The sequence below is a fragment of the Salmonella sp. 741265050_HSA genome (assembly GCF_046569445.1).
GTDB classification, from domain to species: Bacteria; Pseudomonadota; Gammaproteobacteria; order Enterobacterales; family Enterobacteriaceae; genus Salmonella; species Salmonella enterica.
This window is the reverse complement of record NZ_JBKFSV010000009.1, coordinates 105,618-123,831: the sequence shown is the minus strand read 5'-3', so window position 1 is coordinate 123,831 and position 18,214 is coordinate 105,618. Positions and strand designations below refer to the sequence as shown.

At 52.1% G+C, this 18,214-nt stretch carries 15 protein-coding genes; 12 read left to right on the top strand and 3 right to left on the bottom strand.

Annotated features, from left to right (window positions below; genetic code table 11):
* The first annotated feature begins 41 nt into the window (after positions 1-41).
* The 6 genes from adiA to pmrB all read left to right on the top strand — a co-directional run bounded on the left by adiA (position 42) and on the right by pmrB (position 8,366).
* Positions 42-2,309: an arginine decarboxylase gene (gene adiA, locus ACLD4F_RS15630; RefSeq protein WP_411010923.1), complete on the top strand. Its 2,268-nt coding sequence runs from the start codon at positions 42-44 to the stop codon at positions 2,307-2,309.
* Between the two features lie 296 nt (positions 2,310-2,605).
* Positions 2,606-3,367 carry an AraC family transcriptional regulator gene (locus tag ACLD4F_RS15625; protein ID WP_001217074.1) on the top strand — a complete coding sequence of 254 codons (762 nt, stop codon included), beginning with the start codon at positions 2,606-2,608 and terminating at the stop codon, positions 3,365-3,367.
* A gap of 139 nt (positions 3,368-3,506) precedes the next feature.
* Entirely contained in the window at positions 3,507-4,844 is a 1,338-nt protein-coding gene (gene adiC / locus ACLD4F_RS15620) for an arginine/agmatine antiporter (RefSeq protein WP_000093130.1), read from the top strand.
* 133 nt (positions 4,845-4,977) lie between these two features.
* Positions 4,978-6,621 carry a phosphoethanolamine transferase EptA gene (gene eptA / locus ACLD4F_RS15615; RefSeq protein ID WP_080094998.1) on the top strand — a complete coding sequence of 548 codons (1,644 nt, stop codon included), beginning with the start codon at positions 4,978-4,980 and terminating at the stop codon, positions 6,619-6,621.
* Positions 6,618-7,286, top strand: a complete 669-nt coding sequence (pmrA, locus tag ACLD4F_RS15610) for a two-component system response regulator PmrA (protein ID WP_000697899.1) — start codon at positions 6,618-6,620, stop codon at positions 7,284-7,286. Before eptA ends, pmrA begins: the two co-directional genes overlap by 4 nt.
* Positions 7,287-7,295: 9 nt before the next feature.
* The gene (gene pmrB, locus ACLD4F_RS15605; RefSeq protein WP_001212189.1) at positions 7,296-8,366 is read left to right on the top strand and encodes a two-component system sensor histidine kinase PmrB; all 1,071 of its coding nucleotides are present in this window, start codon (positions 7,296-7,298) and stop codon (positions 8,364-8,366) included.
* Between the two features lie 7 nt (positions 8,367-8,373).
* Here the strand turns inward: pmrB and pmrR are convergent, their stop codons facing one another.
* Positions 8,374-8,463 carry an LpxT activity modulator PmrR gene (gene pmrR / locus ACLD4F_RS15600; protein ID WP_000844399.1) on the bottom strand — a complete coding sequence of 30 codons (90 nt, stop codon included), beginning with the start codon at positions 8,461-8,463 and terminating at the stop codon, positions 8,374-8,376.
* A 69-nt stretch (positions 8,464-8,532) separates the two neighbouring features.
* Complete coding sequence (proP, locus tag ACLD4F_RS15595; protein ID WP_000919710.1) at positions 8,533-10,035, bottom strand: glycine betaine/L-proline transporter ProP; 1,503 nt, start codon at positions 10,033-10,035, stop codon at positions 8,533-8,535.
* A 467-nt stretch (positions 10,036-10,502) separates the two neighbouring features.
* Between proP and ACLD4F_RS15590 the strand changes: the two genes are divergently transcribed.
* The 6 genes from ACLD4F_RS15590 to yjcO all read left to right on the top strand — a co-directional run bounded on the left by ACLD4F_RS15590 (position 10,503) and on the right by yjcO (position 16,521).
* A complete protein-coding gene (locus ACLD4F_RS15590; protein ID WP_000056482.1) occupies positions 10,503-10,838 on the top strand; it encodes a zinc ribbon domain-containing protein YjdM in 336 nt (111 codons plus the stop codon).
* Between the two features lie 119 nt (positions 10,839-10,957).
* A complete protein-coding gene (gene yjdN, locus ACLD4F_RS15585) occupies positions 10,958-11,401 on the top strand; it encodes a VOC family metalloprotein YjdN (RefSeq protein WP_001131301.1) in 444 nt (147 codons plus the stop codon).
* Positions 11,402-11,552: 151 nt separating this feature from the next.
* On the top strand, positions 11,553-11,987 hold the full coding sequence (gene phnO / locus ACLD4F_RS15580) for an aminoalkylphosphonate N-acetyltransferase (RefSeq protein ID WP_001526214.1): 435 nt from the start codon (positions 11,553-11,555) through the stop codon (positions 11,985-11,987).
* A 257-nt stretch (positions 11,988-12,244) separates the two neighbouring features.
* A complete protein-coding gene (gene lpxO / locus ACLD4F_RS15575) occupies positions 12,245-13,153 on the top strand; it encodes a lipid A hydroxylase LpxO (protein ID WP_000457029.1) in 909 nt (302 codons plus the stop codon).
* Between the two features lie 354 nt (positions 13,154-13,507).
* Positions 13,508-15,655: a formate dehydrogenase H subunit alpha, selenocysteine-containing gene (locus ACLD4F_RS15570; RefSeq protein WP_011233236.1), complete on the top strand. Its 2,148-nt coding sequence runs from the start codon at positions 13,508-13,510 to the stop codon at positions 15,653-15,655.
* A gap of 176 nt (positions 15,656-15,831) precedes the next feature.
* Complete coding sequence (gene yjcO, locus ACLD4F_RS15565; RefSeq protein ID WP_000771454.1) at positions 15,832-16,521, top strand: Sel1 family TPR-like repeat protein YjcO; 690 nt, start codon at positions 15,832-15,834, stop codon at positions 16,519-16,521.
* Positions 16,522-16,678: 157 nt separating this feature from the next.
* Here the strand turns inward: yjcO and gltP are convergent, their stop codons facing one another.
* Positions 16,679-17,989, bottom strand: coding sequence for a glutamate/aspartate:proton symporter GltP (gene gltP, locus ACLD4F_RS15560; RefSeq protein WP_000793278.1), 1,311 nt, complete (start codon positions 17,987-17,989; stop codon positions 16,679-16,681).
* Positions 17,990-18,214: the final 225 nt, after the last annotated feature.

Genomic DNA, 18,214 nt, shown 5'->3' with positions numbered 1-18,214 from the left:
AAGGCGTAAATTGCACGGCCTCCACAACCGGGTAAAAGATGATGAAAGTATTAATTGTTGAAAGTGAGTTTCTGCATCAGGACACCTGGGTTGGCAACGCGGTTGAGCGTCTGGCGGATGCCTTGAGCCAACAAAATGTTACCGTCATTAAATCGACATCCTTCGATGACGGCTATGCCATCTTGTCCGCGAACGAAGCCATTGACTGTCTGATGTTTAGCTACCAAATGGAACAACCGGATGAGCACCTGAGCGTCAGGCAATTGATCGGTAAGCTTCACGAGCGTCAGCAAAACGTGCCCGTTTTCCTGTTAGGCGACAGGGAAAAAGCGACGGCATCGCTGGACCGCGACCTGCTGGAGCTTGTCGATGAATTCGCCTGGATTCTGGAAGACACCGCTGACTTTATCGCCGGACGCGCCGTTGCCGCCATGACCCGGTATCGCCAGCAACTGTTACCGCCGCTGTTTAACGCGTTGATGAAATACAGCGACATTCATGAATATTCATGGGCGGCGCCGGGACACCAGGGCGGCGTCGGTTTCACTAAAACGCCTGCCGGTCGCTTTTATCACGATTATTATGGCGAAAACCTGTTCCGCAGCGATATGGGGATTGAGCGTACCACGCTCGGTTCACTCCTCGACCATACCGGCGCGTTTGGCGAAAGCGAGAAAAACGCCGCCCGCGTATTCGGTGCTGACCGCTCCTGGTCCGTGGTTGTCGGAACTTCCGGTTCTAACCGTACTATTATGCAGGCCTGTATGACGGATAATGATGTCGTTGTACTGGATCGTAACTGCCATAAATCCATCGAGCAGGGGCTGATCCTCACTGGGGCCAAACCGGTATATATGGTGCCAAGCCGTAACCGTTACGGCATTATCGGGCCAATCTACCCGCAGGAAATGCAGCCTGAAACCTTGCAGAAAAAAATCAGCGCCAGCCCGCTGACCAAAACCAAAGCCGGACAGAAACCGTCTTACAGCGTAGTGACCAACTGTACCTATGACGGCGTATGCTATAACGCCAAAGAGGCGCAGGATCTGCTGGCAAAAACCAGCGATCGCATTCACTTTGACGAAGCATGGTACGGCTATGCGCGCTTCAACCCGATTTATTTCGATCACTACGCGATGCGCGGCGAGCCAGGCGACCATAACGGTCCGACCGTGTTTGCCACCCACTCCACGCACAAATTACTGAATGCGCTTTCACAAGCTTCCTACATTCACGTCCGTGAAGGCCGTGGCGCGGTGAATTTCTCCCGCTTCAACCAGGCATATATGATGCATGCCACCACCTCTCCGTTATATGCCATCTGCGCATCCAACGATGTGGCGGTATCGATGATGGACGGTAACAGCGGCCTGTCCCTGACTCAAGAGGTGATTGACGAAGCGGTTGATTTCCGTCAGGCGATGGCGCGTCTTTATAAAGAGTTTACCGATGAAGGCGACTGGTTCTTTAAACCGTGGAATAAAGACGTCGTCACCGATCCACAAACCGGTAAAACATATGACTTCGCCGACGCGCCGGCAAAACTGCTGGCCACCGACCAGAACTGCTGGGTCATGCGCCCCGGAGAAACCTGGCACGGCTTTAAAGACCTGCCGGATAACTGGAGTATGCTGGACCCGATTAAAGTCAGTATCCTGGCGCCGGGTATGGGCGACGATGGCGAACTGGAAGCATCCGGCGTACCTGCTGCGCTGGTCACAGCATGGCTTGGCCGCCACGGTATCGTGCCGACCCGCACCACCGACTTTCAGATTATGTTCCTGTTCTCTATGGGGGTCACTCGCGGGAAATGGGGAACGCTGATCAACACGCTGTGCTCCTTCAAACATCATTACGACGCGAATACGCCGCTGGCGAAGGTGATGCCGGAACTGGTGCAGGATTATCCTGACACTTACGCGAACATGGGTATTCATGACCTGGGCGATAAAATGTTTGCCTGGCTACGTGAAAATAACCCGGGCGCCCGTCTCAACGCCGCCTATTCCACCCTGCCGGTTGCGGAGATTACCCCGCGCGACGCCTACAACGCGATCGTGAACGACAATATTGAAATGGTGGCGATTGAAAATCTACCGGGTCGCATTGCGGCGAACTCCGTTATTCCTTACCCGCCAGGAATCCCGATGCTGCTCTCCGGCGAAAACTTTGGCGATGAAAATAGTCCGCAGGTGGGTTACTTACGCTCACTGCAATCCTGGGATCATCACTTCCCTGGCTTTGAGCATGAAACCGAAGGCACGGAAATTATTGATGGCGTATATCACGTTATGTGCGTGAAAGCCTAATCACAAAGAGTCTTTTTTTGAGGATGGCATGTATTCCCTGAGTATTGCTGCAAAACAATAATACTGTCATACCTTTTTGCGCGGGCCCCATCCCGCGCTTTTTTTATACAAAAATGACAAGTTTCCACTCGCGTACAACTTTTTGTACACCCTAATTCATCGTACAAATATTGTAATATTATTCAGGAAAGTTATTTTAGTGCAGTTTCAATTCATCACACAATTGACTCAGTCCCCGTTATCTCTCCCGTTTGGCGAGATCCGGTATTTTATGTTCATATTCCAGGAGTTCGGGTATGAGGATTTGCAGCAACGAACCTTGCATAGTGTTATTAACCGAAAAAGATACATGGTTACGAGTAAATGGTAAGGAGCCAATCAGTTTAAAAGCGAATCATATGGCCATTCTGGCTTGTGAAAATAACGTTATTGACATTTCATCATTAAATAGCGTGCTAGTAATACAAGTGAGTCGCAATAATATTAAAGACTATTTACAATTCCTGAATAAAGATCTCTCACACCTTCCCGTCTGGCAACGCAACGCCGATCCCTTATTGACTGCCAACTGTCTGACGCCGGATATCTTCAGGGTCGCTGCCCGCTACAGCGCGATGGAAGCACCGGATGAAATTGTTAGTGAACGTACCCGTGCGCTCCTTTTCACCGTTTTATCCCGCTTTCTTGACCACAAAAAATTTATTTCTTTGTTAATGCACATGCTGCGCAGCCGCATCAGTGACAGCGTTTACCACATCATTCAGAGCGATATTCATAAAGACTGGAATCTGAGCGCCGTTGCCAGTTGCCTGTGCCTGAGTCCAAGCTTGTTAAAGAAAAAGCTCAAAAACGAGAATACCAGTTATAGCCAAATAATCACGACCTGCCGAATGCGTTATGCCGTAAACCAATTATTAATGGACGGAAAGAATATCTCTCAAGTCTCACAGCTGTGTGGGTATAACAGCACATCGTACTTTATTTCCGTGTTTAAAGAGTTTTATGGTATGACCCCCCTGCATTATGTTAGCCAACATCGGGAACGATCGGCTGCCTAATTTTTCTACACTCAACGATAAGACACGATAATAACAGCATTGGCGATAACCCGTCTCCGACATAATTCAGCGGCATTCTGAGGGGGTATGATACGACGTAATTTATCGTAACGAAGTCACCTTTTCAGGAGTCCAAATTATGTCTTCGGATGCTGATGCTCACAAAGTGGGCCTAATCCCCGTCACCTTAATGGTATCGGGGAATATTATGGGTTCAGGGGTATTCTTACTCCCTGCCAACCTGGCGGCCACTGGCGGGATTGCAATCTACGGATGGCTGGTCACTATCATCGGCGCCCTGGCGCTGTCGATGGTTTATGCCAAAATGTCGTCCTTAGATCCCAGTCCCGGCGGTTCCTATGCCTACGCACGCCGCTGCTTCGGGCCGTTTTTGGGCTATCAAACGAACGTGCTGTACTGGCTGGCATGCTGGATCGGTAATATCGCGATGGTCGTTATCGGCGTCGGCTATCTGAGCTATTTCTTCCCGATTCTGAAAGATCCGCTGGTATTAACGCTTACCTGCGTCGCGGTGCTGTGGATTTTTGTTCTGCTGAACATCGTCGGGCCGAAAATGATTACCCGCGTACAGGCCGTCGCCACCGTACTGGCGCTGGTGCCTATCGTCGGGATTGCGGTCTTCGGCTGGTTCTGGTTTAAAGGCGAAACCTATATGGCGGCCTGGAACGTGAGCGGCATGAATACCTTCGGCGCAATTCAAAGCACGTTGAACGTCACGCTATGGTCATTCATCGGGGTAGAAAGCGCCTCCGTTGCGGCCGGTGTGGTCAAAAACCCGAAACGCAACGTGCCTATCGCCACCATCGGCGGGGTACTGATCGCCGCCGTCTGCTATGTGCTCTCCACAACGGCGATTATGGGGATGATCCCCAACGCGGCGCTGCGTGTGTCGGCATCGCCTTTCGGTGACGCGGCGCGTATGGCGCTGGGCGACACCGCAGGGGCTATTGTTTCCTTCTGTGCGGCAGCAGGTTGCCTGGGCTCTCTCGGCGGCTGGACGCTGCTTGCCGGCCAAACCGCAAAAGCGGCGGCGGACGATGGTCTCTTCCCGCCGATCTTCGCGCGGGTTAATAAAGCCGGTACGCCAGTGGCTGGGTTGCTTATCGTCGGCGTGCTGATGACTATCTTCCAGTTCAGCAGTATGTCGCCGAATGCCGCGAAAGAGTTTGGTCTGGTCTCCTCCGTGTCGGTTATCTTCACCCTGGTGCCTTATCTTTACACCTGTGCCGCGCTGTTACTGTTGGGCCACGGTCACTTTGGTAAAGCGCGCCCGCTGTATCTGCTGATTACCTTCGTCGCGTTTGTGTATTGCATCTGGGCGGTCATCGGTTCCGGCGCCAAAGAAGTGATGTGGTCGTTCGTCACGTTGATGGTGATCACCGCGCTGTATGCGTTGAACTACAACCGCATTCACAAAAACCCGTATCCGCTGGATGCGCCGGTTAAACAGGATTGACCACGTGTAGTTAATGTTATCGCAACAGGCCGGATAGCGCAGGTTATCCGGCCACCTCCAACATTAAGTTCTTAAGGTTCACTTAATTTTACTTTGTCACGATTAGCGTCACCGAATCGATGGACGCATCAACATGTTAAAGCGCTTTCTTAAAAGACCTATTCTTGGGCAAATCGCCTGGCTTCTGCTTTTTTCCTTTTATATTGCCGTCTGCCTGAACATTGCGTTCTACAAGCAGGTACTACAAGACCTACCGTTAAACTCGCTACGCAATGTGCTGGTGTTTATTTCCATGCCGGTCGTCGCGTTTAGCGTGGTCAATAGTGTGCTGACGCTGGCCTCATTTATTTGGCTAAACCGACTGCTGGCCTGCGTTTTTATTCTGGTCGGCGCTGCCGCGCAGTATTTTATTTTGACTTACGGCATCATCATCGATCGCTCCATGATCGCCAATATGATGGATACCACGCCCGCGGAAACCTTTGCGCTGATGACGCCGCAAATGGTGCTGACTCTGGGATTAAGCGGCGTTCTGGCAGCCGTGATTGCCTTCTGGGTCAAAATCCGTCCGGCGACGCCGCGCTTACGTAGCGGGCTTTACCGCCTGGCCAGCGTCCTGATCTCTATTTTATTAGTTATTCTGGTCGCCGCCTTTTTCTATAAAGATTACGCCTCGCTATTTCGAAATAATAAACAGTTGATCAAATCGTTAAGCCCATCGAACAGTATTGTCGCCAGTTGGTCATGGTATTCGCATCAACGGCTGGCGAATTTGCCGCTGGTACGCATTGGCGAGGATGCCCATCGCAATCCATTAATGCTGAAAGGCGATCGCAAAAACCTGACGATTCTCATCGTTGGCGAAACCTCGCGCGGCGATGATTTCTCTCTTGGCGGCTATCCGCGCGACACCAATCCGCGGCTGGCGAAAGACGATGTGATCTATTTCCCGCATACCACCTCTTGCGGTACGGCGACCGCGATCTCCGTTCCCTGCATGTTTTCTGATATGCCGCGCAAACATTATGACGAAGAGCTGGCGCATCACCAGGAAGGGCTGCTGGATATTATCCAGCGCGCGGGGATTAACGTACTGTGGAATGATAATGACGGCGGCTGTAAAGGCGCATGCGATCGCGTTCCGCATCAAAATGTCACCGAACTAAACCTGCCCGGACAATGTATCGACGGCGAGTGCTACGATGAAGTGTTATTTCACGGTCTGGAAGACTATATCGACCATTTGAAAGGCGATGGCGTTATTGTACTGCATACCATCGGCAGCCACGGCCCAACCTATTACAACCGTTATCCACCGCAGTTTAAAAAATTTACCCCAACCTGTGACACTAACGAAATTCAGAACTGTTCCCAACAGCAGTTGATCAACACCTATGATAATACCGTGCTGTACGTGGACTATATTGTAGATAAAGCCATTAACCTGCTGAAATCTCATCAGGATAAATTCACCACCAGCCTGGTCTATCTTTCCGATCACGGCGAATCATTGGGTGAAAATGGCGTTTATTTACACGGTTTGCCGTATTCCATTGCGCCGGATACGCAAAAACATGTCCCGATGCTCATTTGGCTTTCTAAAGATTATCAACAGCGTTATCAGGTGGATCAGGCCTGCCTGCAAAAACGGGCGAGCACGCTGGATTATTCACAGGACAATCTTTTCTCAACCATGCTGGGATTAACCGGCGTACAAACGACGTATTACCAGGCCGCAGATGATATTCTGCAACCGTGCAGGAGACTAAGCGAATGAAGATACTGATTGTTGAAGACGACACGCTATTATTACAGGGGTTAATACTCGCCGCGCAAACCGAAGGCTATGCGTGTGATGGCGTTTCGACAGCGCGTGCCGCCGAGCATAGTCTGGAGTCTGGTCATTACAGTCTGATGGTGCTGGATTTAGGGCTGCCTGATGAGGATGGCCTGCATTTCCTGACGCGAATCCGACAGAAAAAATACACCCTGCCGGTACTCATTCTGACCGCCCGCGATACGCTCAATGACCGCATTACCGGGCTGGATGTCGGCGCAGATGATTATCTGGTTAAACCCTTCGCCCTGGAGGAATTGCACGCCCGCATCCGCGCGCTGCTGCGCCGCCATAATAATCAGGGTGAAAGTGAACTGACGGTTGGCAATCTGACGCTCAATATAGGCCGCCATCAGGCATGGAGGGATGGACAGGAACTGACCCTGACGCCTAAGGAGTACGCGTTGCTCTCACGGTTGATGCTCAAGGCAGGCAGTCCGGTGCACCGGGAAATTCTTTATAACGATATCTACAACTGGGATAACGAACCCTCGACCAACACTCTGGAAGTGCATATACATAATTTGCGCGACAAAGTCGGCAAGTCGCGCATTCGCACGGTTCGCGGGTTTGGCTACATGCTGGTTGCCACTGAGGAAAGCTAAGTGAGCCTGATGCGTTTTCAGCGAAGAGCGATGACCCTTCGCCAGCGTTTAATGCTGACAATTGGTCTTATTCTGCTGGTGTTCCAGTTAATCAGTACCTTCTGGTTATGGCATGAAAGCACTGAGCAAATCCAATTGTTCGAGCAGGCGCTGCGGGATAATCGCAATAACGATCGCCATATCATGCACGAAATTCGCGAGGCGGTCGCCAGCCTGATCGTCCCCGGCGTATTTATGGTTAGCCTGACGCTGCTAATTTGTTACCAGGCGGTACGGCGTATTACCCGTCCGCTCGCCGAACTGCAAAAAGAGCTGGAAGCGCGGACGGCGGATAATCTGGCGCCGATCGCCATTCACAGCTCCACGCTTGAGATTGAGTCCGTCGTCTCGGCGATCAATCAACTGGTTACGCGTTTGACCACCACGCTCGACAATGAACGCCTTTTTACCGCCGATGTGGCCCATGAGCTACGCACGCCGCTGTCGGGGGTGCGTTTGCATCTGGAATTATTGTCAAAAACCCACAATGTTGATGTCGCGCCGCTTATCGCCCGTCTTGACCAGATGATGGATAGCGTCTCCCAGCTTCTGCAACTGGCGCGCGTGGGCCAGTCATTCTCTTCCGGGAATTATCAGGAAGTAAAACTGCTGGAAGATGTGATCCTCCCCTCCTACGATGAGCTGAACACCATGCTGGAAACGCGCCAGCAAACTCTGTTGCTGCCGGAAAGCGCGGCGGACGTGGTGGTGCGCGGTGATGCGACGTTACTGCGTATGCTGCTGCGAAATCTGGTGGAAAACGCGCATCGCTATAGCCCTGAAGGAACCCATATCACTATCCACATTAGCGCCGACCCCGACGCTATTATGGCGGTCGAAGACGAGGGTCCGGGTATTGATGAAAGCAAATGCGGGAAGCTAAGCGAAGCGTTCGTGCGGATGGACAGCCGTTATGGCGGAATTGGCCTGGGGCTGAGTATCGTCAGCCGCATCACCCAGCTACATCAGGGGCAGTTTTTCCTACAAAACCGTACGGAAAGAACAGGCACCCGTGCCTGGGTGCTGTTGAAAAAGGCATAACAGGCGTTTAATACGTCGTGACCCACACATAGATAAAACTGCTGACAATCAGCACACTACACAGGGTCGTCAAACTTTTATAAATATAGCTTTTCATGACGCTCTCCTCCAAAGGTATGGAGGAGAGTATGCCCGCGAGAGATTAAGCGAACCTTAAGCGCGAAATTTATTCATCGATACGCGGATGTTGCTGTACCAGACGCGAACGTTTGACCTGCAGCTCCGCAATTTCCTGATCGATGTCGTCGATTTTCTGCTCAATATTATCGTAATGCTCGCCCAGAATTTCCTTCGCTTCCTGAATGTCCGACGCCGCTGGCGTTGCGCCTTTTAGCGGACGATTGGCCGTCTCTTTCATGGAAATACCGGTAATCAAGCCTATCACCGCGATGACCATCAAATAATACGCCGGCATCATCAGATCCTGCGAGCTTTCCACCAGCCAGGCCGCCAGCGTTGGCGTCAGACCGGCAATCAATACAGAGATATTAAAAGCCGCCGCCAGCGCGCTGTAACGAATATGCGTCGGAAACATCGCCGGCAATGTCGAGGCCATCACCCCGGTAAAGCAGTTCAGAATCACCGCCAGCATCAACAAACCGGCAAAAATCAGGCCAATAACGTTACTGTTAATCAGGATGAAGGCCGGGATCGCCAGCGCGAACAGCGCAATGCTGCCCATAATCACAAACGGACGACGACCGAAACGGTCGCTCAGCAGCCCCATCACCGGCTGCACAAACAGCATCCCGATCATAATGGCGATGATAATCAACACGCCGTGATCTTCAGAATAGTGCAGGTTATGCGACAGGTAGCTCGGCATGTAGGTGAGCAGCATGTAGTAGGTCACGTTGGTGGCAATCACCAGACCGATACATGACAACAGGCTACGCCAGTGTTTGGTGGCAATCTCTTTAAAGGAGACTTTCGGCCCATCCTGCAACCCTTCGCGGTCGCCCTGCTCCAGTTTATCCACGTGCTGCTGAAACGCTGGCGTCTCCTCCAGCGCATGGCGTAAGTAGAGACCAATAATCCCCAATGGCAGGGCGATAAAGAACGGAATACGCCAGCCCCACTCCAGGAAATTCTCCTCGCCGACAATCGTTGAGATTAAGACCACCACGCCCGCGCCCAGCACGAACCCGGCGATAGAACCAAAATCCAGCCAGCTTCCCATAAATCCGCGTTTACGATCCGGCGAATATTCCGCGACAAAGATCGACGCGCCGGTATATTCCCCGCCAACCGAGAAGCCCTGCGCCATTTTACACAGCAACAACAGTATTGGCGCCCAGATACCGATCGTCGCGTAAGAGGGGATTAACCCGATACAGAAGGTACTGATCGACATAATCACAATCGTGATCGCCAGGATCTTCTGGCGCCCGTATTTATCGCCGAGCATACCAAAGAATAACCCGCCGAGCGGACGAATCAGGAAGGGAACGGAAAACGTGGCCAGCGCGGCAATCATCTGGACGCTGGGATCGGCGCCGGGGAAAAAGACTTTACCCAACGCGTAGGCAACAAATCCATAAACACCAAAATCAAACCACTCCATCGCGTTGCCCAGCGAGGCGGCGGTAATCGCTTTGCGAAGTTTACCATCATCAATGATGGTCACATCGCCCAGTGTAATCGGTTTTATTTTTTTCCTTTTCAGCATAGCTGTCCTCATAGGCTAAGCCCTGTAGCGCTATATACGGCGGGCACTGGCATACCGCGCCAGCGTCGCCGTCGAGCGGAGGGAGGGGCGCGAACGCTATCCCTCATACAAGCGTAGCAGGTTTACTTACACTGTCCGGTTACGGACTGTACAACCGAACCTGTTGACGCCTGAATGGGCAGTTAATGACCTTTTTACCCTAACAGGGTTTAAATATGTGATCAACTTCACACATATATGTCAATTCGGTCAAAAGGTGTAAATAAGGACGCCCTAATGCGCTGTGGTGACAGTAAAAAAGCGGTTATTTGAGTGTAAACCATTGCTGACTGGCGTGGCGCAGACCCTTTTATAAAAGCGGCAATAGTCCCGACAACGCTAAGGATTTTGTGTATAATTGCGGCCTTTTTCGGCGATCTGCCATTTTTGGGCGCGTTTGCCCCCGCTGACTTTTTGAGGATACCAACATGTCATTACCCCACTGCCCGCAATGTAACTCCGAATATACCTACGAAGATAACGGCATGTTCATCTGCCCGGAATGCGCTCACGAATGGAACGATGCGGAACCCGCTCAGGAGAGCGATGAGCTGATTGTCAAAGACGCCAACGGCAACCTGCTGGCGGACGGCGATAGCGTCACCATCGTGAAAGATCTGAAAGTAAAAGGCAGCTCTTCCATGCTGAAAATCGGCACCAAAGTGAAGAATATTCGTCTGGTTGAAGGCGACCATAACATCGACTGCAAAATCGATGGTTTTGGCCCGATGAAACTGAAATCCGAGTTCGTGAAAAAGAACTGATTTACCGCGTCATTGCCCGGTAGCGCCTCGCTTACCGGGCCTGAGCGGCCCTGCCACCGACAATATTGTGCCAATTTCGAACTACACTTAACGAGCATCTCTTACCTGAGGTAACCATCATGCCGTTAAGTCCCTATCTCTCTTTTGCCGGCAACTGTGCCGACGCCATCGCGTATTATCAACAAACGTTAGGCGCAGAACTGCTTTATAAACTCAGCTTCGGTGAAATGCCCCCCTCGGCGGCGGATAACGAAGAGGGCTGCCCGTCAGGAATGCGCTTTCCCGATACTGCTATCGCCCACGCCAACATGCGCATTGCCGGCAGCGATATCATGATGAGTGATGCCAGCGCGTCGGGAACGGCGCATTATTCCGGCTTTACGCTGGTGCTTGATACCCAGGATGTAGCAGAAGGGAAGCGCTGGTTTGATAACCTTGCCGCACAAGGGCAAATCGAAATGGACTGGCAGGAGACTTTCTGGGCGCAGGGTTTCGGCAAGGTCAGCGATCGTTTCGGTGTGCCGTGGATGATTAACGTGGTTAAACATCAGCCTGCCACCTAACTCCCCGGGAGGCTCGCCCTCCCCCTTGCCATCAGAGTGATCTTTGGCTGCACGTTATCCGCCGTTTAACTGCCATAGAATAAATAATGACGGTAGTTTGCTACAGTCTGGCGAAAGATGGTTGATCCTGATGAAGCGTCGGGAGGACATTATGCCAGTCTGTGAATTACGCCACGCGACAACAGAGGATACCGATTCTGTTTACGCGCTTATCTGTGAGTTACTTAAAAATGAGCTTGATTATCAGGCTTTCAGGGATGGATTTGCCGCTAATTTACTGGACCCCAACGTTCATTATCGTTTAGCGCTGCGCAACGGAGAGGTAGTTGGCATGATCAGCCTGCATATGCAGTTTCATCTCCATCATGCCAACTGGATTGGCGAAATTCAGGAGCTGGTGGTATTACCGCCGATGCGGGGACAAAAAATTGGCAGTCAGCTTCTGGCCTGGGCAGAAGAAGAAGCACGTCAGGCGGGCGCCGAGCTAACGGAGCTTTCCACAAATATTAAACGCCGCGATGCACACCGTTTTTATCTTCGCGAAGGTTACAAGCAAAGTCATTTTCGGTTTACGAAAGCATTGTGATCGGGCAGCCGTCATCAGGAGATAAGGCATAACGTAATCAGCCGTCACCGGGTGAAGTAGCGGAGCCATCTCAATTCTACTGTCGGCAAGCCTGGATAAAGGTTAAACGGGCTGACTCGCTTCTTTAGCAAAAATGGCCCTTTTAAGTTGTAGAAATGTAAATTTATTGTCAACGAACTACACTTTTCTCTTTGGCATCACCGGGAGGGTTGCCTGAAAATCCCGGGATGAGGTTTTCTTAGAAGGACAGTGACGTTATGTTCGCAGCAATCATTATCGGTATTTTTATTATCAGCGTCATTTATGCGCATTCACGCGGTGTGGAAAAACAAAAACTTTCCCGTCAGCTCTTTGATCACTCGACGTTTATGGCGCCGATCAATATGTTTATGACTCGCTTCTCAACGTTACCGGCAAAGCAGCCGTACTTTGATACCACGGCATTTCCAGAGCTGCAGAAGCTGACGGAAAACTGGCAGGTGATTCGTGAAGAGGCGCTACGGCTTCAGCATCACATAAAAGCTGCGCAGGCCAATAACGACGCCGGATTCAACACCTTTTTCAAGCGCGGCTGGAAACGGTTTTACCTTAAATGGTATTCCGATGCCCACCCGTCGGCGGAAACGTTATGCCCGATAACGACAAAGCTGGTCAACAGCATCCCCTCTATCAAAGCGGCGATGTTCGCCGAGTTGCCTCCCGGGGCCTATCTGGGAAAACATCGCGACCCCTATGCCGGTTCAGTACGTTACCATCTTGGATTAAGCACACCGAATGACGACCGCTGTTTTATTGAAGTTGATCGACAGCGCCATAGCTGGCGCGACGGCGAAGCCGTCATCTTCGACGAAACCTACGTTCATTGGGCGGAAAATAAAACTGAGCAGACGCGTATTATCCTCTTTTGCGATATTGAGCGCCCAATGAAATGGCGCTGGGCGCAGAGCGTAAACCACTGGGTCGGCGCATCGTTGATGTCCGCCGCCAGTTCGCCAAACGACGAGAACGATCGCACCGGTGCGATTAATCGCATCTTTAAATACGTTCACGCAGCACGCGATGCCGGGCAACGGCTGAAAAAGAAAAACCGCACTCTCTATTACGCGCTGAAATATCTCGTTATTGCCGCTATTTTTGCCGCGATAATCCTTTTCAGCCTCCTCTGAAGCCGGGCCGCGGTATGGCACTGCCTGCCGCGGCCTGTTCTATCCTGGCGTTAGTCTCAACGCGTTCCCTGGCCTTGAGTCTATCCATCCGGGTAATTTCCACTTCAGGCAGAGCAGATTGCCGGATGGCGGCTCCGCCTTATCTGGCCTGCGCTCAGCGTTTCTCCCCATAATAAATGTCATGCGGCATTTTCTTTCGACACGTCAAAACTGACGATAGCCTGTTTTTCGTCAGGGTTTTGAGCAAAATTCGCCCGTAATATCAGGGAAAGCCCATACTAAAAAAGTGGCATAAAACATGCATACTGAGGGCGACAGCGCGTATGCGCGATTTGATTAACTGGAGCGAAACCGATGAAAAAAGTCGTCACGGTTTGCCCGTATTGCGCATCAGGTTGCAAAATCAATCTGGTGGTCGATAACGGCAAAATCGTCCGGGCTGAGGCGGCGCAGGGGAAAACCAACCAGGGTACCCTGTGTCTGAAGGGCTACTACGGCTGGGATTTTATTAATGATACCCAGATCCTGACCCCGCGCCTGAAAACCCCAATGATCCGTCGCCAGCGTGGCGGCAAACTGGAATCTGTTTCCTGGGATGAAGCGCTCAATTACGTCGCTGAACGTTTGAGCGCCATCAAAGCGAAGTACGGTCCGGATGCAATCCAGACAACCGGCTCCTCTCGCGGTACCGGAAATGAAACCAACTATGTAATGCAAAAATTCGCACGCGCCGTTATTGGTACCAATAACGTTGACTGCTGCGCTCGCGTCTGACACGGCCCATCGGTTGCAGGTCTGCACCAATCGGTCGGTAACGGCGCAATGAGTAATGCGATCAACGAAATTGATAACACTGATTTAGTGTTCGTCTTCGGGTATAACCCGGCGGATTCCCACCCTATCGTGGCGAATCATGTGATTAACGCTAAACGCAACGGGGCGAAAATTATCGTCTGCGATCCGCGCAAAATTGAAACCGCGCGCATCGCTGACATGCATATCGCGTTGAAAAACGGCTCGAATATCGCGCTGCTCAACGCCATGGGGCATGTCATTATTGAAGAAAACCTGTACGACAAAGCGTTTGTCGCCAGCCGTACCGAAGGTTTTGAAGAGTACAGTAAGATTGTCGAAGGCTATACGCCGGAGTCCGTCGAAGAGATCACTGGCGTGAGCGCACAGGAAATTCGTCAGGCGGCGCGGATGTATGCCAGCGCGAAAAGCGCAGCGATCTTGTGGGGTATGGGCGTCACTCAGTTCTATCAGGGTGTGGAAACCGTGCGTTCACTGACCAGCCTCGCGATGCTGACCGGCAACCTCGGCAAGCCAAGCGCGGGCGTTAACCCGGTTCGCGGCCAGAACAACGTTCAGGGCGCGTGCGATATGGGCGCGCTGCCGGATACTTATCCGGGCTACCAGTACGTTAAGTTCCCGGAAAACCGCGAGAAGTTCGCTAAAGCCTGGGGCGTAGAAAGTCTGCCTGCGCATACCGGCTATCGCATCAGCGAGCTGCCGCACCGTGCGGCGCATGGCGAAGTGCGCGCGGCGTACATTATGGGTGAAGATCCGCTGCAAACCGATGCGGAGCTCTCTGCGGTACGTAAAGCGTTTGAGGATCTGGAACTGGTCATCGTGCAGGATATCTTCATGACCAAAACCGCGTCGGCGGCGGATGTGATTTTACCCTCTACCTCATGGGGCGAGCATGAAGGCGTCTTCTCTGCGGCTGACCGTGGCTTCCAGCGCTTCTTTAAAGCCGTTGAGCCGAAGTGGGACCTGAAAACCGACTGGCAGATTATCAGTGAAATCGCCACCCGGATGGGCTATCCGATGCACTACAACAACACCCAGGAGATCTGGGATGAGTTGCGTCATCTGTGCCCGGATTTCTACGGCGCCACTTACGAGAAAATGGGCGAGCTGGGCTATATCCAGTGGCCGTGCCGCGACACGTCGGATGCCGATCAGGGAACCTCGTACCTCTTTAAAGAGAAGTTCGATACCCCCAACGGTCTGGCGCAGTTCTTCACCTGCGACTGGGTAGCGCCTATCGATAAACTCACCGAAGAGTACCCGATGGTACTGTCGACGGTGCGCGAAGTCGGCCACTACTCCTGCCGCTCAATGACCGGTAACTGTGCGGCGCTGGCCGCGCTGGCCGATGAACCGGGCTATGCGCAAATCAATACCGCCGACGCCGCGCGTCTGGGCATTGAAGATGAAGCGCTGGTGTGGGTTCATTCGCGCAAAGGTAAAATCATCACCCGCGCGCAGGTCAGCGATCGCCCGAACAAAGGGGCGATTTACATGACCTACCAGTGGTGGATTGGCGCCTGTAACGAGCTGGTGACTGAAAACCTCAGCCCGATTACCAAAACGCCGGAGTACAAATACTGCGCCGTACGCGTTGAGCCGATCGCCGATCAGCGAGCCGCCGAGCAGTATGTGATTGATGAGTACAACAAGCTGAAAACCCGCCTGCGCGAAAGCGCAATGGGTTGATCTGCCGGATGGCGGCATCAGAATGCTTTATTCGGCCTGCGTCTACTGTAGGCCTGATAAGATGCATTAGCATCGCCATCAGGCATTTTCCCTATAACAGCCTCCGCCCGGAGGCTGTTTTTTTATCCATACGATCTCTTTATACTGTCTTTTCCGTACCCTAAATAAAATTCAAAATGAAACTACTTCTTGCATTGATGTTGTTTATGACATTCTTTGCCCATGCCGCAGATCCTGAGCCGGGTAGCCAGTATTTGCAGGCAGCAGAGGCAGGTGACAGACGCGCACAATATTTTCTGGCCGACAGTTGGTTGAGCTATGGCGATTTGAACAAAGCTGAATACTGGGCGCAAAAAGCCGCCGACAGTGGCGACGCCGACGCCTGCGCGCTACTGGCGCAAATCAAAATCACTAATCCGGTAAGCCTGGATTATCCCGACGCGAAAAAGCTGGCTGAAAAGGCGGCTAACGCGGGCAGTAAAGCGGGCGAAATTACGCTGGCGCGGATCCTGGTCAACACCCAGGCCGGGCGTCCAGACTACCCAAAAGCCATCTCGCTGCTGCAAAAGGCCTCTGAAGATCTGGATAACGACTCCGCGGTGGATGCGCAAATGTTGCTTGGCCTGATTTACGCCAACGGCGTGGGCATTGCCGCCGATGATGAAAAAGCCGCCTGGTATTTCAAACGCAGTTCCGCCATTTCCCGTACCGGCTATTCAGAATACTGGGCGGGAATGATGTTTTTAAACGGTGAACCGGGCTTTATTGAAAAGAACAAGCAGAAGGCGTTGCACTGGTTGAATCTAAGCTGTCTGGAAGGGTTTGATACCGGTTGCGAAGAGTTCGAAACGCTAACAAATGGCTGATGTTTATTGTCGGATGAACGTAGTCGTTGTAGGCCTGATAAGCGTAGCGCCATCAGGCAACCCGGAGCAGGTTGCCGGATGGCAGCGTGAACGCCTTATCCGGCCTACATTCTCTTTCGCTGTAGGCCGGATAAGCAAAGCGCCATCCGGCAATCCGTTATTGGGCGGTCTTATCAAATTTGCCCAGCACATCGCGCTCATAGGCCAGCGCTTTTTTGCGGTCAAACTTGTGTTCCCACTTGGCGATCACCAGCACCGCCAGCGCATTCCCCACCACATTTAGCGCAGTACGCGCCATGTCGAGGATACGGTCGACACCGGCGATAAACGCCAGCCCTTCCAGCGGAATGCCCACGCTGCCCAGCGTCGCCAGTAACACCACGAAGGAAACGCCAGGCACGCCGGCAATCCCTTTCGACGTCACCATCAGCGTCAGCACCAGTACAATTTCCTGCCACAGCGACAGGTCGATACCGTATAGCTGCGCGATAAAAATGGCGGCGATGCTCTGGTATAACGTGGAGCCGTCGAGGTTAAATGAGTAACCGGTCGGTACCACGAAACTGGTGATAGAGGCTGGCGCGCCGTAAGCTTCCATCTTCTCGATAATGCGCGGCAGTACGCTCTCGGAGCTAGCGGTCGAGTACGCCAGAATCAATTCATCTTTCAGAATGCGAATCAGAATCCAGATACTTAACCCGCACAGGCGCGCCACGATGCCCAGCACTACAAGCGCAAAGAAGATAATGGCAAAGTGTACCAGCAGCACCAGTTTCGCCAGCGGCCACAGCGACGCGAAACCAAAATTCGCCACCGTGACGGCGATCAGCGCAAAAACGCCCACTGGCGCATAGCGCATCACCATATGGGTGACTTTAAACATGGTCTCAGAGATGGAACGAAATACCGTCACCAGCGGTTCGCGGTGCGTTGCCGGCAGGGATGACAACCCCAGCCCAAACAGGACCGAGAAAAAGATAATTGGCAGCATATCCCCTTTGGCCATCGATGCGATGATATTGGTCGGCACCAGCGACAGTATTGTCCCCATCAGCCCATGCGCATGACTTTGTACTTCCGCCGTGGTGTTCTGGTATTTCGAAATATCGACGGTCGCCAGTTGCGACATATCAATGCCTGAGCCTGGCTGAAAGACATTCGCCAGCGTAATGCCAAGGATAATCGCCACCGTAGTGATCAGTTCAAAATAGAGAATGGTTTTGGCGCCGATACGGCCTAGCTGTTTTGCATCGCCAACGCCGGCGATGCCGACAATCAGAGTCGAGATCACGATCGGCACGACGATCATTTTAATCAGATGGATAAAAATATCGCCAGCAGGCGACAGCAGGTTGGCAATCAGCCATTCACGACTGTCACTGTGATAATGCAGATAGCTGCCCAACAGAATGCCCAGCACCATAGCCAGCAAAATTTGCCAGGCCAGGCTGACTTTCAAATTTTTCATAACAACAGACTTCCTCGATGAAGCGTTGCTCTCCGCCGAAAGCATGAGAGCAATACATACTGAAAGGGTATGATTTGTGTTGCGTTGGTTTGTAGAGTTTTTTAACGCGCATAATCAGTATCATTTGCATAGCGTCTTGCGCAACCCTTTCATAACAGGGCTTTTGGCTGTTTTTATGCATAATAACGCGAGTTTATGGCGTTAATGATGAATAACTATTTGTTA